The following is a 23,569-nucleotide window of genomic DNA, read 5'->3' on the forward strand; positions in this document are numbered from 1 at the left end:
GCGGATCCGCCCGGATCACCGCGCGTCGGCCGTCGCGAGGATCATCCGTGCCAGCCACGACTCGTACTCGTCGACCGGCCAGCCCTGGTCGACGACGAGGTGCCGGTACCCCTCGACCGCGCCGACGGCCCAGATCCCCTCCGCGATCCGGTCGGCGTCGTCCTCGATGCCCAGGATCGAGCGCACGAACCAAGCGATGTCGGCGAGGCGCCGCTCCGCCCCGTGCCGCATCGCGGCCGCGAGCTCCGGATCGTCGGCCGCCGCTGCGGCGCCGGCCGCGAGCAGGCGCCAGCTGGGTTCGTGCCCGCGGCGCGCGATCCCCGCGAGGACCGCGACGGCCTCGCCCCGGCTCGGCGTGCCGGTCAGCGCGTGGTTGCGGGACAGCGGGAAGTCGCCGTCGCTCGTCACGCGGTCGACGATCACGGCCGCGAGCAGACGCGACTTCGATCCGAAGTTCGCGAACACCGACGCCTCGGACGCCCCGGCCGCCGCGGCGATCGTCCGGGTGCTCGTGCCGGCGTAGCCGCCCGCGACGAACAGTCCTGCGGCCGCGTCGAGGATCCGCGCGCGCGTCGCCTCCGACCGGGCGCGGCGAGTCGGCGATGCGTAGGGCCGCCTCTTGACGTCGTCGTCCATCGGGGCGATCATAGTCGATATTCGATGAGTATTGCTCAATGAAAAGAGCGCATCATGGATGCCACCGCCTTCGCACGGATGCAGTCGCTCGCCTACGCCGGCTACGGCCTCGAACCCGAGACGCGCTTCGTGGATCTCCCGGACCCGCGCATGCGGGCGTGCCTGCACGAGGTCGGGCAGGGCGATCCCGTCGTCCTCCTGCATGGCGGCAACAGCGTCGCAGCGTCCTGGCTGCCGCTGCTTCCCGCCCTCGCCGACGAGCATCGGCTGATCCTGCCGGACCGCCCGGGGTGCGGGCTCAGCGGTCCGTTCGACTACCGCGGGGTCGACCTGCGCGCCCACGGCGCCGCCTTCGTCGAGCGGCTACTCGATGGGCTCGGGCTCGATCGTGCGCCGCTCGTGGGCAACTCGATGGGCGGCTACTTCGCCCTCGCCTTCGCGATCGCCCATCCCGAGCGGGTGGCGCGGCTCGTGCTGCTCGGCGAGCCGGCCGGATCCTCCGCCCGTGCGGTGCTCTTCCACCGTCTCGTGGGGACGCGCGGCGTGAACTCCCTGCTGTACCGGACGGCGCTGCGGCCGCCCCGCGATGCCGCCGGCCTGCGCGCGGGCTGGGCGCGCGCAGGCCTCGTCGCGGATCCGAGCCGCGTCCCGGACGCGCTCGGCGTCTGTCTCGCCGCCGGCGCGCGGCTGCCGTGGGCGGTGCGCGGCTGGACGACGATGGTCGAGCGGGTCTTCGTGCCGCCGGGCGGCGGGCTGTTCGCGCGCGAACTGCGGGCGACCCGCGCGCTCGTCCCCGAGCTCGGGCGGATCGACTGTCCTGTCCTGTTCCTCTGGGGCTCGCAGGATCCGCTGGGTGCTCCCGACGTCGGGCGCGGGATCGCGGCGCGGCTGCCCGACGCCCGTCTCGTCGAGGTCGAGGACGCCGGGCACCTGCCGTGGATCGATCAGCCCGAGCTGTGCGGGACGGCCGTCGCCGAGTTCCTCGCCGGCTGAACGCGGCCGAGCCGGGGATGCCGATCGTTCACCCGCTCGTCGCCGATGCGTCGCCCGGATTCCGCGTGCCGGTGAGGAGAGCGGGGTGAGGTGTCCTCATGCGGATGTCTGTGATCGGCTGCGGGTACCTGGGAGCCGTGCACGCGGCGGCGATGGCGTCGATCGGGCACGAGGTGGTCGGCATCGACACGGATCCCGCGAAGGTCGCGGACCTGGCGGCCGGCAGCGCCCCGTTCTTCGAGCCGCACCTCGACGAGCTTCTCGCGAGCGGTGTCGCCTCCGGGCGGCTCACGTTCTCGGGGGACTTCGCGGACGTCGCCGGATCCCGGGTGCACTTCCTGGCCGTCGGCACGCCGCAGCTGCCGGACTCCTCGGCCGCCGATCTGCGGCACGTGCACGCCGCGCTCGCCGCCCTCGTCCCGCACCTGCGCCCCGGCGACGTCGTCGCGGGCAAGTCCACGGTCCCGGTCGGCACCGCCGCCGCGCTGCGGGGCGCGATCGAGGCCGCGGGGGCGACGCTGGTGTGGAACCCCGAGTTCCTCCGCGAGGGGTGGGCGGTGCAGGACACGCTGCACCCGGACCGCCTCGTCGTCGGCGCGGCCGACGACGAGGCCGGCCGGCGGGCGACCGATGTGCTCCGGGAGGTGTTCGCCGATTCGATCGCCGGCGGCAGCCCGTTCATCGCCACGGACCTCGCCACGGCCGAGCTCGTGAAGGGCGCGGCCAACGCGTTCCTCGCCACCAAGATCTCCTTCATCAACGCGATGGCGGAGATCGCCGAGGCCGCCGGCGCCGACGTGACCCTGCTCGCCGACGCGATCGGGCACGACACCCGCATCGGGCGGCGCTTCCTGGGTGCGGGGATCGGGTTCGGCGGCGGTTGCCTGCCGAAGGACATCCGCGCGTTCGCGGCCCGCGCCGAGGAGCTCGGCCGCGGGGGATCCGTCGGGTTCCTCCGCGAGGTCGACGCGATCAACCTGCGCCGCCGCGAGCACGCCGTCCGGCTCGTCGTCGATGCGTTCGGCGGCAGCGTCGTCGGGCGGCGCATCACGATGCTCGGCGCCGCGTTCAAGCCGTACAGCGACGACGTCCGGGATTCGCCGGCCCTGGAGGTCGCGATCCGGCTGCGCGGTCTCGGCGCGGACGTCGTCGTGACGGATCCGGAGGCGATCGCGAACGCGCGCGCCGTGCACCCGCAGCTGAGGTACGTCGCCGACCGCGACGAGGCGCTGCCCGGCGCCGATGCGATCGTCCTCGTCACGGAGTGGGATCTGTACCGCCGTGAGCTGGCGCCCGAGCACGCGTCCGCGCTGATGCCGGGGCGGATCGTCGTGGACGGCCGGAACTGCCTCGATCCGGCGGCCTGGCGCGCCGCCGGATGGACGTATCTGGGCATGGGCCGCCCGTAGGCCGTCGTCCGGAAGCGCCCGCTACTTCTTCGCCGGCGCGCAGCCCGGGGTATCGAGCGCGACCGGGGTCGGCTTCACCATGGGCGTGTGACGCACCTCGAGCGGCCCGTACCCGCCGGCCGGTGCGTCGAACGACGCGACGACGGTCGCCGTCTGCCCCGGGCGGGTGAGCACGTTCACCTTCACGGCGGTGCGGCCCAGGTGCGGCTGCCCCGTGGCGGAGACCGGCTGGCCGTCGACGGTGACGCCGGTGAGGCGTGAGCCGACCGGGCCGTACAGGTACACGTCGGTCGAGACGTCGCCCCGGGGGAAGTAGTGCCCGGGCGAGATGAACTCCGGCAGGCCGGCGACGGCTCCCGGATCGAGGGTGTTCTGCAGCGTCACCGTGGTGCGGAACGTCGGCGCCGCGCCCTTCTGGCACTGCGTGCTCGACGCGGCGATCCCCATCTGCATGTAGTAGTCGAGCTTGCCCTCGGTGACATCGTCGAGGTAGACGCCCAGGTCGGTGGTCTTGGTGTTGTCGGCGGGCATGTTGCCGCCGACCGGGGTGCCGGCGAGCAGGTCGGCCTGTGCCTTGTCGCTGGGGGAGTACATCAGACGTCCCTCGTTCGCCGCCTGGGTGAGCGCGGTCAGCAGCGCTTTCGGATCCGCATGCGTGGTCAGCAGCGCCTGGAACACGCTCTGCGCGGCGGCGGCGAAGAATGCGTCCTGCGTCTCCGGATCAGGGTATTTCGCGTAGACCTGGTTGAGCAGCAGCGGCACCGCGTCGTCGGCGGTGAGCACGTCGCCGAAGGGCGGCGGCATCGTCACCGGGCCGATCGCCCGCAGCACGTAGCTCAGCGCGACCGGATCCACCGACGCGACCGCGTCGACCGGGGTGCCGAAGGACTCCGCCCAGAAGGCCCGCACGATCTGCGCCGTCTCGCTGAAGTCGGGCGAGAGCGTGGTGTCCTGGATGTAGCGGCCGATCTTCGTGCCGTACAGGGCGACAGTCTGCGGGTTCACAGCGATGATCGGATCCGGGCGGCCGTTCTTGAAGTCGCCGGTTCCCGCCTGCTGCGTGAGAGTGATCCTGCCGTTCACAGCGGTCAGCATCGCGATCGCAGCGGGGTTGCCGCCGGTCCCGCGCGACTCGGCGTTGTTCTGGAAGATGAGCAGGTAGTGCTGGGGGCCGTTCACGCCGAGGGCCTTGGTCAGGATCGTGAGCGCGTTGTGCACGGGAGTGACGACGGGCTCGATCTTCGCCATGGCGGCGTCCAGCCTGGCGACGCCGCTGGCGACCGGGGCGACGAGGGCCGAACGGTCGAGCTTGTCGAGACTCGCGCGGATGCGGGTCACGCTCTTGTCCGCGGTCTCGATCGTCCCGGCCAGAGCCGTGAGGTTGGCGACGTCGATGCCGCCGTTCTTCGGCATGAGCGCGTCCAGGTTGATCGCGGTGAGCGGCGTGATCGCGTTGTCGACGAGGTCGTTGACGGACCCGGCGAGCACCCGCACCGCGGTGAGGTTGGGGCCGGCGACCGGCACCCACTCGACGTTCTTCCACAGCGTGCCGCTGGTCTTGCTCTGCGCCATGGCGGTCAGATGCGAGATCTGCGCGATCGTGGCCCTGGCCGTCGCCGTGTCTCCGGCGAGCATGTCCTTCTGCACCTGGTCGACGAGCGGGATCGCCTTCTCGAGATCCGCCTTCGCCGACATCGCCTGGTCGTAGAGGTGCTTCGCGACGAGAGCGCCCGCGCCCGCGACGGCGAGGAGCACCAGCAGGATCGAGATCGGGACCCAGAAGCGTGCGCTCTTCAGGAGGGGGCGGCGCGGCCTGCGCCGTCCTCCCTTCCCGGAAACGCCGGAGTCATCGGATTCGTCCTGAGGGCTCGCGAGGAGATCGTCCGATCCGGGGGCCGGATCGGAGTCGGCGACCTTGCTCTCCTTGCGGCGGGAGCTCACGGCTCGATTCTAGAGAAGAGAGCGAGGAGAACACTCGGCCAGAACTACGTTCTTCATAATCATGGAATATCGGCCAGCTGGGGGGCTCTGCAGGGCTTGAGGTCTCAGCCGACGAAGCCGTTCGGGTTCTGCGACTGCCAGCGCCAGCCGTCGCGGGCCATCTCGGCGAGGCCGCGGGCCGCCTTCCAGCCGAGCTCGGTCTCGGCGCGGGTGGTGTCGGCCCAGCTCTGCGGGAGATCGCCCTCGCGGCGCGGCACGACCGAGTACGGGATGGGCCGGCCGGTCGAAGACTCGAACGCGGCGATCATCTGGGTGACCGAGGTGCCGACCCCGGTGCCGAGGTTCCAGGCGCGGGATCCGTCGACCTGGTCCAGTTTCTCCAGTGCGGCGACGTGCCCTTCGGCGAGGTCGACGACGTGGATGTAGTCGCGTTCGCCGCTGCCGTCGGCGGACGGGTAGTCGTCGCCTGCTGGAGTGGGCGCCGACTGAGTTGAAGCAGCGCAGCAGAGCGATGAGCCACCCGGGCTCCGCGGCCGCGATGTCCGAGAGGATTCGCTCGAGCATCGCCTTGGTCATGCCGTACGAGTTGGTCGCGTCGAGGTCTCCGCCGTCCTCCTTGTACGACGGGTGCGGCCTTGTTCGACGGTGCGGCCGGCGCGGCGGCCCAGACGATTCTCCCAGCAGTCTCCCAGTATGGGAGAATATCGGTGCGCGCGCGTTCGATGAAGAGGAGTCGTGACCGTCTCGCGCTCGATGATTGGAGTGGAACGGTGAGCTCGGAAAGGTTCGACGCGGCGGCCGGAGGCATTCGCATTCCGTTGCAGCCGCGGCGCAGACGGGGGCTGATGGCCGCTCTTGACGCAATGGCCTGGGTCATCGGCACTCTCCTCGCCGTAACACTGCGTCTGGACTTCACGCTCCCGCTGCGCGGATGGGCCGCGACGATTCTGCTCGGCGTGATCGCCGCGACGATCCAGCTCGCGGTCGGCTACTATGTCGCGCTGTATCGAGGACGGTACGCCTTCGGCTCGTTCGAGGTCGTGCGCACCCTTGCTTTCATCGTGCTGGGAATCGCGGCCGTGCTCTCGCTCCTCGTGGTGCCGTACGGCCGCGAGATCGGGGTGCCGCGTGCGACGATGCTGCTGGCGGGCCCGTTCGTGCTGCTGCTCATCTTCGGTGTGCGCTATCTTTCGCGGTTCGCGGTCGAGCGGGCACGAAAGCCCGGCAACACCGCGGAACGCGCGCTCATCGTCGGCGCGGGCTACGTAGGTGATCGCCTGGTGCACACGATCCTCACCGATCCGGTGTCACCGATCCGTCCGGTCGGGCTCATCGACGACGACCCCGCGAAGCGCAATCTGCGTCTCCGTGGCGTCCCCGTGCTCGGGCGCACCGGCCAGCTTGCCGAGATCGCCCAGCAGAGTGGGGCAACACGGTTGGTGATCGCGCTCGGGAATGCGGACAGCGTGGTGCTGCGCAGGCTGAGCGATGCGGCCGACGCCGCCGGACTCGCCGTATCTGTCACCCCGACCGTCACCGATCTCACGATAGATGCGCGTGCGAAAGTGGACGTGCGCGACATCGACATCGAAGACCTCATCGGTCGGCACCCTGTCGACACCAATGTCGAGCTGATCGCGGGCTACATCACCGGCAAGCGCGTGCTGGTCACAGGAGCGGGAGGATCCATCGGGACGGAGCTCTGCCGCCAGCTCGCGAAGTACGGGCCCGCCGAGCTGATCATGCTGGATCGTGACGAGACGGGCCTGCAGGCCGCGCAGCTCGGGACTTCGGGGAACGGCCTGCTCGACTCGAAAGAGGTAGTGCTTGCAGACATCCGCGAGGCGGCCGTGCTGAACGCCATCTTCGACGAGCGCCGGCCCGAGGTCGTGTTCCACGCCGCGGCGCTCAAACATCTTCCGATGCTCGAACAGTATCCGGACGAGGCGTGGAAGACAAACGTTGTTGGATCCCTCAACGTGCTACAGGCCGCGCGACGGGTCGGAGTGAGTCACTTCGTCAATGTCTCGACCGACAAGGCGGCTAATCCCACGAGTGTGCTAGGCCATTCCAAGCGGGTCGCCGAGAAGCTCACCGCCTGGGCGGGCGAAGAGACCGGCATGCAGTATCTCTCGGTGCGATTCGGCAACGTGATCGGCAGCAGGGGATCGATGCTGCCGACCTTCCAGAGGCTGATAGCGGAAGATAAGCCGATCACGGTCACACATCCCGACGCCACCCGCTACTTCATGACCATCCCCGAGGCGTGCCAGCTCGTGATCCAGGCGGGGGGAATCGGCCGAGCGGGCGAGGTGCTCATCCTCGACATGGGTGAGCCGGTGTCGATTCTCGAGGTCGCCGAGCGGATGATCACGATGTCGGGCAAGAAGATCGAGATCGTGTTCACCGGCCTCCGCCATGGCGAGAAGCTTCATGAGGAGCTAGTGGGCGATCGGGAGCGGCTCGAGCGTCCGTTCCACCCGCAGATCTCGCACACGCACGCTGACGTGATCAGCCCGGAACGGCTAGACATCCACGGCTGGAAGGCGCGAATGGCGGAGAAGCCGCGTAACAGCGACACATTGGTGATCGACTCGATCGTTACTGAGGAGGCCGCGCGTGGCTGAACGCATCTACATGTCTTCGCCCGACGTGACCGAACGGGAGGAGAGCGCGATCATCGCGGCTATCCGCTCAGGCTGGATCGCCCCGCTCGGGCCCGACGTCGATTCGTTCGAGCAGGAGCTCGCCGCCCGTCTCGGAGTGGCATACGGTGTTGCGTTGAGTTCGGGCACGGCAGCCCTGCACCTCGGATTGCTGACGCTCGGAGTGAAGCCCGGTGATGTCGTCGTGACCTCGACGATGACGTTCGCTGCGACAACCAACGCGATCGTCTACACCGGTGCCGAGCCGTTCTTCGTCGACGCTGACCTCGCGACGGGCAACATGGATCCCGTGCTGCTGAGACAGGCGCTCACGTCGCTGCGTGAGGCGGGGGAGGAGGTCGCCGCTATCATTCCCGTCGACCTGCTCGGCAAGGCCGTCGATTACACGGCGATCACGGCGATCGCTGAGGAGTTCAGCGTGCCGCTGCTCGCCGATGCCGCGGAATCTCTGGGCGCATCGCATGCGGGCCGCGCCGCCGGGAGCTTCGGCCGTGCGTCGGTCGTCTCATTCAACGGCAACAAGATCATGACGACTTCGGGCGGAGGCATGCTCCTCACCGATGATGAGGACCTCGCACGGCGTGTGCGCTATCTCGCCACGCAAGCCCGCCAACCGGTCGCGCATTACGAGCACACAGATGTCGGCTACAACTATCGGATGAGCAATCTGCTCGCCGCACTCGGCCGCGCGCAGTTGAGCAGGCTCGACGAGATGATCGCGCGGCGCCGCGAAATGCGGGAGCTCTACAAGGAGTTGTTCGCGAGCGTCGACGGTGTCGAGGTGTTCGGTGCCGAGGGGGACGAGAACGACAACGTGTGGCTGACTTCGATCCTCGTCGATGAAGAGCGCACGGGCTGGACTCCGAGCGACTTGTCGGCGGCGTTGGCGGCGGACGACATCGAGAGCCGGCCGCTGTGGAAGCCAATGCACAAGCAGCCGGTGTTCGCACACCTCCGCGGTGTCATCAACGGCGCCTCGGAGCGACTGTTCGAGCGGGGCCTGACGTTGCCGAGCGGGTCCGCGCTGACGGCGTCGCAGCGGGCGCGAGTGGTCGACAGGATCCACGACTTCCTCAGGGAGCGCTAAAGCATGGCACCAGTTCGGCCGTACGACTTCATCAAAAGATTCCTCGACATCGTCGCCTCAGCGGTGGCGCTCGTCGTCCTGTCTCCTGTGCTTGTGATCGTGGTGATCCTGGTGAGGACTCGCCTCGGCAAGCCGGTGCTGTTCGTGCAGGCGCGCCCGGGCCTCAACGGCCGGATCTTCCTGCTTCGCAAGTTCCGCTCGATGCTCGACATCGACGAATCCCGGGGCCTCGTCAGCGACGCGGATCGGCTGACGGGTTTCGGTCGCGCTTTGCGCGCGACGAGTCTAGACGAGTTGCCCTCGCTGTGGAACGTACTTCGGGGAGACATGAGCGTGGTTGGGCCTCGCCCGCTGCTCGTCGAGTACCTGCCGAAGTACACCCCGTTGCAAGCGAGGCGTCACGAGGTGCGGCCGGGGATCACCGGGCTCGCTCAGGCAAGCGGACGAAATGCGCTCGGCTGGGAGGACAAGTTCGCCCTCGACGTGGAGTACGTGGACAACCGTAGTCTGAGTCTCGACGCACGAGTCATTCTCGCGACCATCAAGTCGATGGCTGTACGGGAGGGGATTTCGGCGGAGGGACAGGCCACGATGTCGAAGTTCGAGGGGAGTGACGCATGACTCGTGCATTCGTCGTCGGCGCCGGGGGGTTCGGGCGAGAAGTTCTCGACGTTCTGCGTGACCAGGGGATCGACATCGAAGGCGTGGTCGACGACGCGCCAAGCGAGCAGAATCTGCGCCTGCTCGAGAGGCAGGGCGTCAGATACCTGGGGACCGTGGAACACGCCCTCCGCGAATACGCAGGCAGCTCAGTTCGATACCTCCTCGGGATCGGCAGTGCGGCCGTTCGTCGCGTACTCGATGAACGGTTCAGCGAGGCTGGCATTGTGCCCATGTCCGTGGTCCACTCGTCAGCAACGATGGGGTTTGACGTTCGGATCGCTCCGGGGGCTGTGGTTTGCGCCGGGGTGCGCATAACGTCGAACGTCGAACTCGGCCGACACGTCCATCTCAACCTCAACGTGACCGTAGGCCACGACACAACGATCGAAGATTACGTCTCAGTAAACCCCGGAGCCGCGATCTCTGGTGCGGTGACGATCCGAGAGGAAGCGCTGCTCGGCGCTAACGCGTTCATCCTCCAGGGGCTCGAGGTCGGGCGTCGCAGCGTCGTCGGCGCCTCTGCGGCGGCGATGAGATCCGTCCAACCCGACACCACCGTGGTCGGTGTACCCGCACGGATCCTCGCTCGTCGCCCTTCATGACCATCGATATGAACAGATAGGCCAACGCATGGAACAGAACGAACTGCTCGAACTGGTAGCAGAAATTCTCGAAGTCGAATCGGTCGCATTGACGGATGACCTGGCGGACAAAGGTTGGGACTCTCTGTCGAACCTCACATTCATTGCCGAAGTCGACGAGCGGGTCGGCGTTGAGGTCGACGCGGATGGTCTCGCTCATGCGGTTACCGTTGCCGACCTCCTCCCACTGACACGAGCCTGAGCTCCATGGCAGATTCCAATTCTTCGCTGGATAGGTATCGAGTCGCGATCACAGGGGCGTCATCAGGGATCGGCCGTGCGATCGCCGTTCAAGCCAGCAAGCGTGGTGCGACGGTCGCCCTGATCGCGCGGCGGGAGAGCGAGCTCCACGCAGTACAGCAGGAGCTCGCCGGGAGCGGGCACGTCGTCATCGTTGCGGATGTCGCCGATGATGACGAGGTGGGACGTATCCTTCCCGAGGCTGTGGCAGCGCTCGGTCCGCTCAACGTGCTGGTGCACGCCGCCGGCGTTCATCAAGTCACGCCGTTGCGCGCAGTTTCGGCTGCAACTGCTCGGCGGATGTTCGACGTCAACGTCACAAGCGCGGTGATGCTCGCGAAGTCGTTCCGACGGAAAGATGTCCGTGCCGACGAGGCGAACATCGTGTTCCTGTCGTCAGCGATCGGTCTCGTAGGGGGAAGCGGTGTCAGCGTGTACGCCGCCACGAAGAGTGCCGTGGCTTCCCTCACGCAGTCACTCGCGCTGGAACTCGCTCGCGAAAAGATTCGCGTCAACGCGATCGCCGCAGGAATCGTCACCACGCCGTTGACCGAGGAACTGCACGCACGACTCGGCGGTGAAGTCTGGGCTCGGATCGAGGATGCGCATCCTCTCGGGATCGGCACAGCTGACGACGTGGCGTCGGCTGCATTGTTCCTCGCCTCACCAGCAGCGCGATGGATCACCGGTAGCGTGCTGTCCGTCGACGGCGGCTACACGGCGCAGTAGTTCGCGCATCTAACAGACTAAGGAAGACCATCATGGGCATGCGGATCAGGGCCGTGGAGTACTACCTCCCTCCGGGGACTTTGAGCAACAACGATCTTTCCGCGTCGTTTCCGGAATGGAGTGTCGAAAAGATCTCTGCGAAAACGGGCATTCGCTCGCGACACGTGGCGAGTGGCGACGAGTACTCTTCCGACCTCGCCGTGCGAGCCGCCGAAAAGTGCTTCGCCGCCCGGCCCGAACTACGAAATGACGTGGACTATGTCATCGTCTGTTCGCAAACGTCTGATTTCGTCCTCCCCGGCATTGCTGGTATCGTGCAGGATCGGCTGGGGCTGCCCACCGGCATCGGTGCCGTGGATATCAATCTGGGATGCTCGGGATATGTTTACGCGCTCGGGCTCGCAAAGGGTCTGATCGAGTCTCGGCAAGCGACTCGCATACTTCTTATCACCAGTGACACGTACACGAAGCTGCTCAACGAACGCGACAAATCCGTGCGCACGATCTTCGGCGATGGCGCCACAGCGAGCATCATCGATTCCGACGCGAGACATGACGGATTTCAGATTGTTTATGGCACTGACGGAGCGGGCGCGGCAAGTCTGATTGTTCCTGGGGGCGGCATCCGTGACGGGCGCGAGATTCAGCCGTCCGCCGATGCGGCGGCACGACAGCTGGACTCAGGGCAGTTCGACCTCTACATGGATGGCCCGGACATATTCAACTTCACGCTGCGTGTGGTGCCGCAGTCTGTGAACGATTTGTTGGAGCGGAGCGGGCTGGAAAAGGACGAGGTCGATCTGTTCGTGTTCCACCAGGCGAACGCGTTCATGCTCGATCATCTGCGGCGCAAACTCGATATCCCCAAAGAACGGTTCTTTCTCTCTCTTGAAGAGACGGGAAACACGGTCTCGTCAACCATTCCGATTGCGCTCGCGGAGGCCGTGCGTTCGGGTGCGCTCGTACCTGGGATGATGGTGATGCTTTTGGGGTTCGGCGTGGGTCTATCGTGGGCGGGGATGCTGCTCAAATGGTGAATCGGCGGCTCCTTGTCGCGGAACCGAGCGGCCGGATGCCGGAAGGCGTCAGCTTGTGAAGGTTCTTCTACTGTCGCAATACTTCGCCCCCGAGCCTGCTCCCATCCCCGTGGACATTGCCGAATCGCTGGCGGAACGCGGGCACGTGGTGAAGGTTCTTACCGGATTCCCGAACTATCCCTCTGGAGTATTGCAGCAGGGGTATCGGCAGCGATGGCGTCGACGCGATCAGCTGGGCCCGGTTCAGGTTCTTCGAGTTCCGATGTTCATCGACCACTCACAGAGCGCGCTGAAGCGCGTGGTCAATTACACCTCGTTTGCGCTGTCCGCGCTCACCGCTCGCAGGTTCGCCAAGGGGTCTGACGTGGTGTACGTTTATGCGACGCCAATGACCGCCGGCGTTCCCGCCTGGATCTGGCGGCTCTTGTTCGGGGTTCCGTATGTGCTCCATGTCCAGGATCTGTGGCCCGATTCGGTGTTGGGGTCCACGATGGTGGGGGAGGGCAGGGGCGCATCGTTGATCGGCCGGGCGCTGACCCCGTGGCTGCGCAGTATGTACCGCCAGGCGGCGGCTGTCATTGGGATCGCTCCGACGATGGTGTCGACTCTGGTTGACAGAGGCTCCCCCGCTGCGTCGACGATGCTCATCTACAACTGGGCTGGCGACGCAAGTGGGTCCGAGGCACCTCGCGTCCGTGTCCGCCGCGGCGCCGCGGTTCGCGTGGTCTATGCCGGCAACGTTGGGGCGATGCAAGACCTAGGCACGGCGATCAGGGCCGTGCATGCCGCGAAGGATACCGGCGTGCACCTTGAAATCGTCGGCGACGGGGTCGCTCACGAGGAGCTGCAGACGTTGGTGAGCGATCTGGGCGTGGAGAACGTCTCATTTCACGGGCCCGTGCCGCGTGAGAGAATGCCCGAAGTGTACGCCCGCTCGGACGTGGCTCTGGTGCCACTCAAAGACCTCCCCGTGTTCCGCGGCACCATTCCCTCCAAACTCCAGGCCGTGCTCGCTGCCGGACTTCCGGTACTTACCACGGTCCAGGGTGATGTGCGGGCCTTCGTCGAGGCGCATGGTCTCGGCTTCACGGCCGACCCCGAGGACGTCGAAGCGCTCGAGTCCTCGCTGCGCGCCGTCGCGGCGAGTTCGGCGGAGGAAAGGTGTCGGATGGGGGCGAATGCGGCTCGCGCGTACCGCGACAATTTCACCCGGGAATCCGGAATTGACAGAATCGAGAGTGTGCTGGTCGAGGCGGCACGAGGAAAGAGCAGGCGGAGATGACAGGATCGTACGACGGGGCAAAGGTTCTCGTGACAGGAGGAACGGGCTCGTTCGGGCATACAGTGGCCCGCAAACTGCTGGAAAGCGACGTCGCCGAGATCCGGATCTTCAGCCGGGACGAGGCCAAGCAGGACCTGATGCGGCATGAGGTGAGAGACAGCCGACTCCGTTTCTACGTCGGCGACGTGCGTGACTTCGACAGCGTCGATCGGGCGACCCGGGACATCGACTTCATCTTCCACGCTGCGGCGCTCAAACAGGTCCCATCATGCGAGTTCTTCCCGATGGAAGCCGTACGGACCAATGTGCACGGCAGCGAGAATGTCGTGCGCGCCGCAGATCGCAACGGGGTGAAGTCCGTCGTCTGCCTGAGCACGGACAAGGCCGTTTATCCAGTCAACGCCATGGGCCTGTCCAAGGCGATGATGGAGAAGGTCGCGCAGTCCTACGGGCTCAACAATCCGCATGCCGGAACCACCGTCTCCTGCGTGCGCTACGGCAACGTCATGTACTCCCGCGGATCCGTGATCCCGCTCTTCATCAACCAACTGAAGACCGGCAACAACATCACGGTGACCAACCCGGACATGACGCGGTTCATGATGTCGCTCGCACATTCCGTAGACCTCGTGGAGTTCGCATTCCACAATGCGCATCAGGGGGACCTGTTCGTGCGCAAGGCCCGTGCGACGTCGATCGCGACACTTGCCCAGGCCGTCCTAAACCTGTTCCGTTCCCGCGCCCGCATCGAAGTCATTGGCACGAGGCATGCCGAGAAGCTCTCCGAGGCACTGGCGACCAGGGAGGAGCTCTCCCGAGCCCACGACATGGGGGACTACTTCCGCGTCGCCGCCGACAGCAGGGATCTCAACTACAGCCTTTACTTCGAAGAGGGCAATGTTGAGCAGCACAGCTTCGAGGACTACGACTCGCACACAGTTGAGCGGATGGATGTCGAGGCGGTTGAGCAGCTGCTGCTGACCCTGCCCGAGGTGCGCCGTGAGCTCGCCCTGGCGGGCATCGATACGGCGGCGGAGAGCGGCGCGTGAGCAAGATCGCCCTCACCGGTGCCAACGGCTTCCTCGGATGGCATGTCCGCGCGGCCACGCACGCTGAAGGCGACGAATTCGCGGGGATTCCCGTCGGTGACGCCTTCGATGCGGACAGAGCCGCAGCCCTGATCGACGGTAGCGCCCGCGCGATCCACCTCGCGGGCGTCAACCGGGGACCCGATGAGAACGTCGCGACCGGGAACGTCCGGTTCGCAGAGCAGTTCGCGTCGGCTCTGCGCGCAGCGGCTGAGCCGCCCGTCGTGGTTGTCTTCGCTAATTCGACCCAGGTAAACAACGGCTCGGTCTACGGCGACGCGAAGAGCCGAGCAGCGGCGATCATTGCGGCGGCGGCGGAGGACGTCGGCGCCGAGTTCTGCGACGTGCGACTCCCTAACCTGTTCGGCGAGCACGGTCAACCCTTCTACAACGCGGTTACCGCGACCTTCTGTCACCTCCTGGCTCGCGGCGAGGAGCCTGAGGTGCAGCAGGATCGCGAGCTGACGCTGCTGCATGCGCAAGACGCGGCCGATCTCCTCCGGGGAACCATCTCACTCGAGGAGGGCAGGGCGAGGGAGCGGCGCGAGTGCGTCTCCAGCCTGCTTGGTCGGCTGAGCGAGATCGCTGCTCTCTACACTGAGGGGGAAATCCCTGACGTGAGTACTGCGTTCGGGCGGGACCTTTTCAACACCTACCGGTCGTACGCCTTCTCTCGACAGGCTCCGATCCGGCTGCAGCCTCACGCCGACGCTCGGGGGGCCTTCTTCGAGATCGTTCGCACGCATGGTGGCAACGCACAGTCATCGTTCTCGACCACGGTCCCTGGCGTCACCCGCGGCGATCACTACCACCGACGGAAAGTCGAGCGGTTCACAGTCCTGTCTGGAGTCGGGCGGATCTCCCTGCGCCGACTGTTCACGGATGAGGTGGTCTCATTCGAGATCTCCGGCGAGGAACCCGGTGCGGTCGACATACCGACGTTGTGGGCGCACAACATCACGAACGTCGGTTCCGAAATGTTGTACACATCATTCTGGACCGACGACATCTTCGACCCGCAGAACCCCGACACGATCGCCGAGGTGGTTTGAGCATGACCGAGAAGCTGAAGGTGCTGACGGTCGTCGGCACACGACCGGAGATCATCCGCCTCTCGGCGACGATCAAGCTCCTAGACGAGCACACCGAACACGTCCTGGTTCACACCGGGCAGAACTACGACTACGAGCTCAATGAGGTCTTCTTCGAAGACCTCGGGCTGCGCAAGCCGGACCACTTCCTGGAGGCGGACACGTCCTCACTCGGGGCAGCCCTGGGATCGATTCTTGCCAAGATCGAGAAGGTGTTGATCGTTGAGCGGCCGGACGCCTTCCTCGTGCTGGGTGACACCAACAGCTGCATCTCTGCGGTGATGGCCAAGCGCATGCGCATCCCGGTCTTCCACATGGAGGCCGGCAACCGCTCGTTCGATGAGAACGTCCCGGAGGAAACCAATCGGCGGCTGGTGGACCATGTGTCGGACTACAACCTCGTCTATACCGAGCACGCGCGACGGAACCTCCTCGCAGAGGGGATCCATCCCGCCAGGATCCTGCTAACAGGCTCACCGATGCGCGAGGTGCTCGAGCAGAACCGTGAACAGATCGAGGCGAGCGACGCGGTCGAGCGGATGGGACTCAACCCGGGGGAGTACTTCCTCGTCAGTCTGCACCGCGAGGAAAACGTCGACAGCCCGAGCCGCCTCCGCTCGGCGATCGATGCGCTCGTCGAACTCAGCGTCGAGTATGAGCTGCCTGTCCTGGTCTCGACGCATCCGCGCACGCGCAAGCGCCTCGAGGCACTCGGAATCGCCGAGAACGACCGCGTTCGCTACCATGTGCCTTTCGGTTTCCACAACTACTGCAAGCTCCAGCTGGAATCAAAACTTGTGCTCTCAGACAGCGGGACGATCAGTGAGGAGTCCAGCCTGCTGGGCTTCCCGGCCATTACGCTTCGTGACTTCATCGAGCGTCCGGAAGCCCTCGACGCCGGCGCGATCGTCACCTCCGGGGTCGCGCGAAACGAAATCCTGGATTCGGTGAGGATCGCCCTGGCATCGCGCGAGAACGAGCATCGCCGGATTCCTAGAGGGTACGAGATCGCTGACGTGTCCTACCGTGTGCTCGGATTCCTTCGTGGTTCGGCACACTCCCACGGTCAGCGGGCGGGCCTTCGACTGGCGGGGGAGTCCGCATGAGCGGTAGGAGGGCGTCCGAGTGAACGACATCCTGGTGAGCGTCATCATCCCCACCCACAATCGGACGGCGCCTCTTCGGCATTTGCTGCAGGACCTCGTTTCGCAGCACGGCATCGACCCGGACCGGTTCGAAGTCCTGGTCGTGGATTCGGAGGCCGGGAGTGGATCCCGCGAGGTGTGCGACGAGTTCTCCACTAGTAGGCCGTCCGTGCGGCACCATCTGGCGCCGAATGTGCTCGCGGCCAAGCGGAACCACGGGGCCCGGCACGCGCGAGGGGCGATCCTCGTGTTCTTGGACGACGACATGCGGGTGGACCACAGCTTTCTCACCGCTCACATCGATGCCCATCGCGAGGCTGGCAGCGTCGTTTCCAGTCAGATCCGCTTTCCCGAGTCCTGGGTGACGCGGAGCAACTATTACCACTACAAGAACTCGCGGCATCGCAACTCTCTCACGCCCGATGTGCCGTGCGAGCAGATACCGGCCAACCAGATCGTCGCCATGTCGTTCTCTATCCGTGCGGGCGACTATTCCACGCTCGGCGGATTCGACGAGACGTTTCGCTTCTACGGCGGCGAAGACGTCGAGTTCGGGTATCGAGTGGTCAGACACGGCCTGAAGAACGTGTACTGCCCGCGCGCGATCTCGTACCACGAAGAAGTTGACATGGACATCCGGGCCTTCGCGCGCAAGGTCTATCGCGCGGCCTACTATGGAGCCCCGATGGTGTTGGACAGAGCGCCGGAAGCTGTTGACGTACGAATTTTCCGACTCACGGAGCCGCGAAGCGCGTCCACGGGCGCGGAGAAGGCTATCCGTCGCACGGTGCGGATCCTCAACCGGGTCCGCGTCACGGAGCTCGTGCAGACGATGCTGATGCGAACCGATGACCTGCGCCCGCTGTTCTTTCCCCTCCTCTACGACTACGTCGTGCTCGCGTCGACGCAGCAGGCGGTGGATGACCGTCAGGCCGGACGGTCGGACCGGACGTCGACGCGCGGATGGGGTGGATAGCATGTCCAACCGGGCAAAATTCGCGATCGTGTTCGTCGTCGTTAACATGCACATGTTGCGGAACGTCAGCTTCAGCGGTTATATCACCGTCTACGCTCTCATCGCGTTCTTCCTGCTCGCGGAGCTCATCGTCCGCCCGAGGCCCAAACGGCGCCGCCCTTCGTGGGGACCGATCGTCCTCTGGATCTGGATCTCGGCGCTGGGATTCGTGGTCTCGCTCGCAACGATATCCGTGGCGGGAGCCGCGACGGGTCTGAGCCGGTTCCTCTTCGCTGTGCCCATCATCTTCGCGCTGTATCTATTCACGGAAACGTTCGAGGACCTGACTGCGCACGTCAAGACATTCGTGGTGTTCTTCGCGTTGGCGAGTATGACCCTGCCGCTCCAGTTGGTCACCGGACCGATCGGGTGGTTCGCCACCGCCACGGACCGCGGCGGCATGGACAGGTACTCCAGCCTGGTCGGGAGCCTGACGTCGATCGGAGTCGTCGTCGGCTGTTACCTCCTGCTTACCCAAGGATTCCCCGGAAGGTCCAGGGCCTTCTGGATGCTCCTCATCGCGGGGAGCGCTGCCATCTCGCTCAGCAAGGCCGCGATCGCGAACGTCGCGATCGCCTTCGCGATCATCTTGCTCATCAATCGCAAGAGCTTCTCCCGGCTGGTCCTCGGGCTCGGCGCTGTCGCGGTCATCGGGTTGTGCCTGTACTCGTATGTCCCGATCGTGCAAGAGCGCGTCGACGTCGTGCTGGTCAGCTTCGGAATCCAGAATTCTTCGGTCGTCAACTACGACGTCACAGCGGAACAGAGCTTGATCGACCGGCTGGTCGAGTTGCCTCGCGCGAACGTGGCCGTGCTGGATACATTCCACTCACCGCTCGTCTATCTCTTCGGAGCTGGGTTCGGCATGGGTAACACGGCGCTCGTCCCCGAGCCCGATGTACTGGCGCCGATGGCTCACAATCAATACGTCGAGCTTTACTCGGTATTTGGCTGGGCTGGCGCGGTCGGTCTCGTGCTGGTGCTGCTCGTGGTGCTGATCCGGATCGCACGTATACACCACCGTGTGCGGATGGACGTCACTCGGGCGATCCTCTGGGCGTATGTAATCCTGCTCGTGAACGCGGTCACCGCCAACGGCGCCTTCTATCAACCCGCTGGCGCGTCAGTACTCTATCTCGCGTTCTTCCTCGCGGTCGCGCCTCCGTACCCACAAGGCCGCGATGGATCGAGCGCCATCTTCGAAACCGGACCGGAGCAAGCGATGCAGCCCCCGCCGCACGAGAGGTACCGACGAGTTGGCTGATCTCATCGAGGAGTGGTGTGCCTGCGCGATCCCACGGTTCGACCGCCTTCATCACGGCATCGAAGAACTCCCGTTCCCCGAATTCCCGGACCTTCGCGTCGACTTTCGCGACCGCCGCCGCGCGAAGCCGGCAGTGATCGTCCAGGAGCGTCTCGGCGGAGTGGTCCGGTGGTGAACCGGTCCCGGAATTCTGCGGCGGTCGCGTTGGCTATCCGGGGGACTGCATTGGCCGCACCTCTTGTCGTTGCACCGATCTTGGCTCGCGGTTTGGGCGCGGCGGGCCGAGGCGAGTCGGGCTCCATGATCTCTGCGATTCTGCTGCTTCCCGTCTTGCTCAGCTTCGGATCCCCGACCGTCCTCCGGGTCGCCGCGGCGGGCGACGAGGTCGCGATCTCCCAGCACGTGCGCAGCGTGCGGCTCCTCGCCGTTCTTTCGGCGACAGTGACCGGCTGCGGTGTCCTGGTCGCGTTCCCCTTTCTGCAGTCTCAGCTCAGTTCCAGCGTGGTGCTTTCGTTCGCGATTGCGCTCCCTGTCTGCGTGCTTACCGGAATCCTCTGGATCGGCGACTCCAGTGTGCTCATCGGACGGGGCGAAACCGTCCAGTACGCGCTCACATTGGCTGCTCCCAGTGTGAGCTTCGCCGGGGCTGTAACGGCGCTGTGGGCCACAGGCGCCCTCTCGGTCGCGTCTAGTCTGTGGGCTCAGGTGTTCAGTTATGTAGTGACCCTCGCGTTGTCCAGCACATTCGTGCGAGCGAGGCTCACCGGCACCAAAACACCTGTTCTGCGACTCCTGCGCCTAGGTGGGAGGTTCGCGCCCGGCCAGATCGCCGAGGCTGCCTCGTACCGACTGGACCAGATCCTGGTACTCCCCGTGATCGGTGCCTACGCGGCGGGCAACTACGCCATTTCGGTCACCATCGCTCTGCTGCCCGACTTCGTGGCGCAGGTGGTCTCGGCGGCGGCCTTCCGCCAGAGTGCGCGCGATCACAGAGACGGTGCCACTGACGGAGTCAGACTCGTCCGCCTGCTGGCGCTGGTGGGTCTGCTCGCTGCGGTCCCCCTCGCGATAGCGGCGCCCTGGGGTATCGAACTGGTCTTCGGCACTGAGTTCTCTGATGCCGTCGTCCCCACGCTCATCGGCTTGGGAGGAGCGGTCTTTCTGGCGACGAGCCAGGGGTGCGTCGCTCTGCTGTCGATTCACGGTCGCGGCTGGCTGATCAGCTTCGCTCAGGCGGGAGGACTGGTCGTCTCGATCGTTCTCCTCTTCGTCCTTGGACCGCTGCTCGGCGCAACTGGCGCCGCGATCGCGTCGAGCATCGGTTACCTCCTCTCGACATCCGTGCTGCTCATCGGCCTCCGGTCGCGCTGGCTTGATCTGGCTCTACGGCCGAGCGATTTCAAGGCGCTGCTGGCAGTCCTGCTCGGGAGGCCGTTTTGATGCGGGCAGGGGACGGGAACATGGCGGCTCGGGCCGAGGAGGATAACGAGTCTTCGACGGCGACGAGAGTGGTCCTCGGGATGCGCGAAGGCGTCACAGTCGCGCCGCGCGTTCATGGCGGTGATCGAGGCCGGCGGAGCCGCCTGGGCTATGAACGCGATCCTTCCGTCCGTCGGCATGGTGACGATTGACGTCCCCGATCCCACGCCGGAGATGCAGGCGTGGCAAACGAACGTTCCACTCCGAGGGTGCGTCTCCGCGATCGGTTGGTGGTTCGAACTTCGGAGGACGCCGTGGCGTCGGAAGCCGCGTCTGATCTGGCGGGTCGTCTGGGTGCCGCGGGCCGACGTACCGCGCAATGATCGCGCTACGGTGCCCACGTGGACCAAGGCGATCGGATTTCAGCTGATCCGATGGGCCGGGGCATCAAGTCGCTGGGCTAGTACGTTGTCCGATGTGGCTCCCAATGACGAGAGCAGATCTGCGATCCACAGTGGACGGGTCGGTGCTACTGGGTGACCCGGATTGCGAGTCCGGCGTCATTGCGCAGGCTGGTTGAATGTTCCCATGATCACAACGCCTGTCACGCGTCGCGGAAACCGTGCGCGGTCGGATTCGAACGATTCTGCACCCCGAGGCGGGACCTGGAAATGGATCACGGGAGGCGTGCTAATCATCCTCATCGGGACCGGGATCGTGGCCGCGATCATCGGCAAGCACGTCTATGACAACGCGATGTCGGCGCGTACGCACCTCACGGCGGCGATGACGGATGTGCAACTGGTGCAGAAGGCGATCCTCGTCGGGGATCTCGATGCGGGGGCGAAGGGCGCGGACGCGGCGTCGCAGCAGGCCGCCGCCGCGGTTAGTGTGACTAGGGACTGGCAGTGGAGCTTCTGCGAGAAGCTCCCGATGGTCGGCCAGAACCTGGTGGCTGTCCGCATTGTTGCGCAAGTGACCGATGGACTTGTGACTGACGTCGTGAAGCCTGCCGCGAGTGTCAAGTTGAGCGACTTCGCGTTCGTTGATGGAGGCATCAATGTCGCCGCGATCACGAACCTCTCGAAGACCTTCGCTGCAGGCGACTCCGGCATCGAGAAGGCATTGGCCGGACTCAAGAAGGTCGACCGATCCGCATTGGTCGGACCTGTCGCAGATGGGGTTGCAAAGCTGGAGACCGCGCTGAAAAAGGTCGGCCCGACGATGTCGACGGCGCGGGAGGTTCTGAGCGTCTTGCCGGACGCGTTGGGCGCGAACGGTGCCAAGGACTACGTCCTCATGTTCCAGGGGAACTCCGAGGCGCGCAGTCTCGGTGGCAACGCGGCCCAGTTCCTTCCCGTGCATGTCGAGAATGGCAAGATCGTCCGCGGCACCGTAGTAAGCAGCACGGATTTCAAAGGCATGCCCCGCTCCAAGCCGGTGGCGTCCCTCGACCCCCAGGCCGTCAACATCTATGGCGACAAGATCGGGCGCTTTTCGGCGGACTTCACGATGGTGCCGAACTTCCCCACGGCAGTGCAGATCCTGCACGGGTGGTGGGCCAGCGATATTCACACGAGGTTCCAGGGCGTGCTGTCGATCGACCCGGTCGCTTTGTCATACATCCTCGACGCAACCGGCCCCGTCACGCTGGCGACCGGCGACCAGCTCACCTCGCAGAACGCCGTACCCCTTCTGCTCAACGAGGTCTACTTCCGCTACCCCGAGTTCAAGGATCAGGATCGATTCTTCGCGTCGGCGGCGGACTCGATCTTCACCAAGGTGACCTCTGGCGACATGTCCCCGGTCAAGCTCATCCAAGCACTGTTCCGCGCAGCCGCGGAGGGGCGACTGTTGTACCAGAGCGACGATCCGAATCAGACAAAGCTCGTCGACAGTTCCCGCATGAGTGGGATGATGCCGACCGGGAACACCGACCAGACAGTCGTCGGCGTCTACGTGAACGACAACACCGGATCGAAGAAGAGCTACTACCTCAACATGGGCATCAACGTCTGCCGGGCAGATGGGGCGGTCAAGGGACAGTCTGTTTTGACTTCGACGCTCACTCAGAACGAGGCAAGCCGACTGCCTCCATACATTACGGGGCCCTACTTCGCCGCAGAGGACATCAGCAGTTACATCGTCGTTTACGGCCCGGTCGGCAGCCAGCTCGCGAGCCTGACGCTCGACGGGAAACCCGTCTCTCCGCGGAGCCAGGGCGAGCACCTGGGGCGCCCTGCCGTGAAGCTCGAGGTGTTCAGCCATCTGAACGACGTGCACACGATCGACTTCTCGTTCAAGACGGCGAAGACGGAAGGGCCGCTTGCCGTCTGGACGACTCCGATGTCGCGTGCGACGCCGATCAAGATCGAGCCGGCCTGCAAGTAGGGTGGGGAGGCGCGTTTCGTCTCGCTCCTCGCTGCGCTCGGTGCTCGCTCAACGGCCCCGAGGGGGAGGATGCTCAGTACGCGCCGGCGCCGGTGAAGACGACCGCAGCGTGCGCCAGAGGATGATGAGATCTCCGGTGAGGGACCAGTTCTCGACGTAGAACAGGTCGAGCCGCACGCTGTCGTCCGAGGAAAGATCCGAGCGGACGTTGACCTGCCACAGCCCGCTGATGCCCGGGCGCACGCGGAAGCGACGCTGCTGCTTCCGATAGTGGTAGCGCTCCGCGTCCGTGATGAGAGGGGGACGCAGTGCGAGCAGCGACATGCTGCGCCTCTGCACGTTGAACAGTTGGGGGAGTTCGTCCAGGCTGTGCCGGCGCAGCAGACGGCCGACCGGGTGATCCGGGGGCCGTTCCTCATCTTGAGGAGCACCCCGTTGCCGTCGGTGCGGTCGAGCAGACCCGGCAGCTGATCCTCGGCGTTGACCACCATCGTGCGGAACTTCAGCATCCCGAACGACCGTCCGTCGGCCCCCATGCGCGGCTGTCGGAACAGGGCGCTGCCGCCGTTCTGCCGCACGTGCAGCGCGCGGATCGCGAAGACCGGGCTCAGCAGCACGAGCGCGATCGTGGACGCGATGACGTCGAAGGTGCGCGTGGCGACGTACTTCGCACCCTCGAAGGCCGGGTAGTCGACCTGGATGGGGGGCGGGGGCAGGACTTGAGTGCAGGCGCGGGCCCGCGACGCCGGTCAGGGCCGGTACCACGAGCAGCTCGATCTCGCCCCACAGCCTCGACCGTCATCGATCGCCGACTGCATTCTCGCGGCCGAAT

21 protein-coding genes and 1 pseudogene are annotated in these 23,569 nt (G+C 65.7%); 18 read left to right on the top strand and 4 right to left on the bottom strand.

The genetic code is table 11. The features are described from left to right. Positions 1 to 15: 15 nt before the first annotated feature. Positions 16 to 636, bottom strand: a complete 621-nt coding sequence (locus RBR11_RS09910; RefSeq protein ID WP_308489168.1) for a TetR/AcrR family transcriptional regulator — start codon at positions 634 to 636, stop codon at positions 16 to 18. A gap of 54 nt (positions 637 to 690) precedes the next feature. Here RBR11_RS09910 and RBR11_RS09915 point away from each other — a divergent pair, with 54 nt between their 5' ends. After that, positions 691 to 1,629 (top strand): alpha/beta fold hydrolase, encoded by a 939-nt coding sequence (locus RBR11_RS09915; protein WP_308489169.1) that lies wholly within the window; start codon positions 691 to 693, stop codon positions 1,627 to 1,629. A 98-nt stretch (positions 1,630 to 1,727) separates the two neighbouring features. Continuing rightward, positions 1,728 to 3,038 carry a UDP-glucose dehydrogenase family protein gene (locus RBR11_RS09920; protein ID WP_308489170.1) on the top strand — a complete coding sequence of 437 codons (1,311 nt, stop codon included), beginning with the start codon at positions 1,728 to 1,730 and terminating at the stop codon, positions 3,036 to 3,038. Between the two features lie 21 nt (positions 3,039 to 3,059). Here the strand turns inward: RBR11_RS09920 and RBR11_RS09925 are convergent, their stop codons facing one another. Together RBR11_RS09925 and RBR11_RS09930 are read right to left on the bottom strand one after the other, a co-directional pair. Then, complete coding sequence (locus RBR11_RS09925) at positions 3,060 to 4,979, bottom strand: DUF4012 domain-containing protein (RefSeq protein ID WP_308489171.1); 1,920 nt, start codon at positions 4,977 to 4,979, stop codon at positions 3,060 to 3,062. A 104-nt stretch (positions 4,980 to 5,083) separates the two neighbouring features. After that, positions 5,084 to 5,401 (bottom strand): hypothetical protein, encoded by a 318-nt coding sequence (locus tag RBR11_RS09930; protein ID WP_308489400.1) that lies wholly within the window; start codon positions 5,399 to 5,401, stop codon positions 5,084 to 5,086. Between the two features lie 348 nt (positions 5,402 to 5,749). On the opposite strand from RBR11_RS09930, the gene RBR11_RS09935 reads away from it, so the two are divergent. From RBR11_RS09935 to RBR11_RS10010, 16 genes are all read left to right on the top strand, one after another. Continuing rightward, the gene (locus RBR11_RS09935; RefSeq protein ID WP_308489172.1) at positions 5,750 to 7,606 is read left to right on the top strand and encodes a polysaccharide biosynthesis protein; all 1,857 of its coding nucleotides are present in this window, start codon (positions 5,750 to 5,752) and stop codon (positions 7,604 to 7,606) included. Continuing rightward, positions 7,599 to 8,732 carry a DegT/DnrJ/EryC1/StrS family aminotransferase gene (locus RBR11_RS09940; protein ID WP_308489173.1) on the top strand — a complete coding sequence of 378 codons (1,134 nt, stop codon included), beginning with the start codon at positions 7,599 to 7,601 and terminating at the stop codon, positions 8,730 to 8,732. The genes RBR11_RS09935 and RBR11_RS09940 overlap by 8 nt, the downstream gene beginning before the upstream one ends. Positions 8,733 to 8,735: 3 nt before the next feature. Beyond that, positions 8,736 to 9,353, top strand: a complete 618-nt coding sequence (locus tag RBR11_RS09945) for a sugar transferase (RefSeq protein ID WP_308489174.1) — start codon at positions 8,736 to 8,738, stop codon at positions 9,351 to 9,353. Continuing rightward, the gene (locus RBR11_RS09950) at positions 9,350 to 9,997 is read left to right on the top strand and encodes an acetyltransferase (protein WP_308489175.1); all 648 of its coding nucleotides are present in this window, start codon (positions 9,350 to 9,352) and stop codon (positions 9,995 to 9,997) included. Before RBR11_RS09945 ends, RBR11_RS09950 begins: the two co-directional genes overlap by 4 nt. Before the next feature lie 28 nt (positions 9,998 to 10,025). Next, on the top strand, positions 10,026 to 10,238 hold the full coding sequence (locus RBR11_RS09955; RefSeq protein ID WP_308489176.1) for an acyl carrier protein: 213 nt from the start codon (positions 10,026 to 10,028) through the stop codon (positions 10,236 to 10,238). 5 nt (positions 10,239 to 10,243) lie between these two features. After that, positions 10,244 to 11,005 (top strand): SDR family NAD(P)-dependent oxidoreductase, encoded by a 762-nt coding sequence (locus tag RBR11_RS09960; protein ID WP_308489177.1) that lies wholly within the window; start codon positions 10,244 to 10,246, stop codon positions 11,003 to 11,005. 32 nt (positions 11,006 to 11,037) lie between these two features. Then, positions 11,038 to 12,042, top strand: coding sequence for a 3-oxoacyl-ACP synthase III family protein (locus RBR11_RS09965; RefSeq protein WP_308489178.1), 1,005 nt, complete (start codon positions 11,038 to 11,040; stop codon positions 12,040 to 12,042). 109 nt (positions 12,043 to 12,151) lie between these two features. Beyond that, positions 12,152 to 13,324, top strand: coding sequence for a glycosyltransferase family 4 protein (locus tag RBR11_RS09970; RefSeq protein ID WP_308489179.1), 1,173 nt, complete (start codon positions 12,152 to 12,154; stop codon positions 13,322 to 13,324). Continuing rightward, on the top strand, positions 13,321 to 14,373 hold the full coding sequence (locus RBR11_RS09975) for a polysaccharide biosynthesis protein (RefSeq protein WP_308489180.1): 1,053 nt from the start codon (positions 13,321 to 13,323) through the stop codon (positions 14,371 to 14,373). Before RBR11_RS09970 ends, RBR11_RS09975 begins: the two co-directional genes overlap by 4 nt. Then, a complete protein-coding gene (locus RBR11_RS09980) occupies positions 14,370 to 15,464 on the top strand; it encodes a polysaccharide biosynthesis C-terminal domain-containing protein (RefSeq protein WP_308489181.1) in 1,095 nt (364 codons plus the stop codon). Before RBR11_RS09975 ends, RBR11_RS09980 begins: the two co-directional genes overlap by 4 nt. Positions 15,465 to 15,466: 2 nt before the next feature. After that, the gene (gene wecB / locus RBR11_RS09985; RefSeq protein ID WP_308489182.1) at positions 15,467 to 16,609 is read left to right on the top strand and encodes a non-hydrolyzing UDP-N-acetylglucosamine 2-epimerase; all 1,143 of its coding nucleotides are present in this window, start codon (positions 15,467 to 15,469) and stop codon (positions 16,607 to 16,609) included. 19 nt (positions 16,610 to 16,628) lie between these two features. Further along, positions 16,629 to 17,624 carry a glycosyltransferase family 2 protein gene (locus RBR11_RS09990; protein ID WP_308489183.1) on the top strand — a complete coding sequence of 332 codons (996 nt, stop codon included), beginning with the start codon at positions 16,629 to 16,631 and terminating at the stop codon, positions 17,622 to 17,624. 1 nt (position 17,625) lies between these two features. Continuing rightward, complete coding sequence (locus RBR11_RS09995) at positions 17,626 to 18,927, top strand: hypothetical protein (protein ID WP_308489184.1); 1,302 nt, start codon at positions 17,626 to 17,628, stop codon at positions 18,925 to 18,927. Further along, the gene (locus tag RBR11_RS10000) at positions 18,920 to 19,102 is read left to right on the top strand and encodes a hypothetical protein (RefSeq protein WP_308489185.1); all 183 of its coding nucleotides are present in this window, start codon (positions 18,920 to 18,922) and stop codon (positions 19,100 to 19,102) included. The genes RBR11_RS09995 and RBR11_RS10000 overlap by 8 nt, the downstream gene beginning before the upstream one ends. Positions 19,103 to 19,227: 125 nt before the next feature. Then, the gene (locus RBR11_RS10005; protein WP_308489186.1) at positions 19,228 to 20,367 is read left to right on the top strand and encodes an oligosaccharide flippase family protein; all 1,140 of its coding nucleotides are present in this window, start codon (positions 19,228 to 19,230) and stop codon (positions 20,365 to 20,367) included. A gap of 567 nt (positions 20,368 to 20,934) precedes the next feature. Continuing rightward, positions 20,935 to 22,737: a DUF4012 domain-containing protein gene (locus RBR11_RS10010; RefSeq protein ID WP_308489187.1), complete on the top strand. Its 1,803-nt coding sequence runs from the start codon at positions 20,935 to 20,937 to the stop codon at positions 22,735 to 22,737. A 48-nt stretch (positions 22,738 to 22,785) separates the two neighbouring features. Here the strand turns inward: RBR11_RS10010 and RBR11_RS18365 are convergent. Next, positions 22,786 to 23,354 (bottom strand): annotated as a pseudogene (locus tag RBR11_RS18365) (sugar transferase). Positions 23,355 to 23,569 lie beyond the last annotated feature (215 nt).

The organism is Microbacterium capsulatum, assembly GCF_030865425.1.
Lineage (GTDB): Bacteria > Actinomycetota > Actinomycetes > Actinomycetales > Microbacteriaceae > Microbacterium > Microbacterium capsulatum.

What these genes read in the sequence shown, in the direction of transcription:
- RBR11_RS09910 (WP_308489168.1), bottom strand. Translation starts at nt 636, where the DNA reads ATGGACGACGACGTCAAGAGGCGGCCCTACGCATCGCCGACTCGCCGC.
- RBR11_RS09915 (WP_308489169.1), top strand. Translation starts at nt 691, where the DNA reads ATGGATGCCACCGCCTTCGCACGGATGCAGTCGCTCGCCTACGCCGGC.
- RBR11_RS09920 (WP_308489170.1), top strand. Translation starts at nt 1,728, where the DNA reads ATGCGGATGTCTGTGATCGGCTGCGGGTACCTGGGAGCCGTGCACGCG.
- RBR11_RS09945 (WP_308489174.1), top strand. Translation starts at nt 8,736, where the DNA reads ATGGCACCAGTTCGGCCGTACGACTTCATCAAAAGATTCCTCGACATC.
- RBR11_RS09950 (WP_308489175.1), top strand. Translation starts at nt 9,350, where the DNA reads ATGACTCGTGCATTCGTCGTCGGCGCCGGGGGGTTCGGGCGAGAAGTT.
- RBR11_RS09955 (WP_308489176.1), top strand. Translation starts at nt 10,026, where the DNA reads ATGGAACAGAACGAACTGCTCGAACTGGTAGCAGAAATTCTCGAAGTC.
- RBR11_RS09960 (WP_308489177.1), top strand. Translation starts at nt 10,244, where the DNA reads ATGGCAGATTCCAATTCTTCGCTGGATAGGTATCGAGTCGCGATCACA.
- RBR11_RS09965 (WP_308489178.1), top strand. Translation starts at nt 11,038, where the DNA reads ATGGGCATGCGGATCAGGGCCGTGGAGTACTACCTCCCTCCGGGGACT.
- RBR11_RS09975 (WP_308489180.1), top strand. Translation starts at nt 13,321, where the DNA reads ATGACAGGATCGTACGACGGGGCAAAGGTTCTCGTGACAGGAGGAACG.
- wecB (WP_308489182.1), top strand. Translation starts at nt 15,467, where the DNA reads ATGACCGAGAAGCTGAAGGTGCTGACGGTCGTCGGCACACGACCGGAG.
- RBR11_RS09995 (WP_308489184.1), top strand. Translation starts at nt 17,626, where the DNA reads ATGTCCAACCGGGCAAAATTCGCGATCGTGTTCGTCGTCGTTAACATG.
- RBR11_RS10005 (WP_308489186.1), top strand. Translation starts at nt 19,228, where the DNA reads ATGATCTCTGCGATTCTGCTGCTTCCCGTCTTGCTCAGCTTCGGATCC.
- RBR11_RS10010 (WP_308489187.1), top strand. Translation starts at nt 20,935, where the DNA reads ATGATCACAACGCCTGTCACGCGTCGCGGAAACCGTGCGCGGTCGGAT.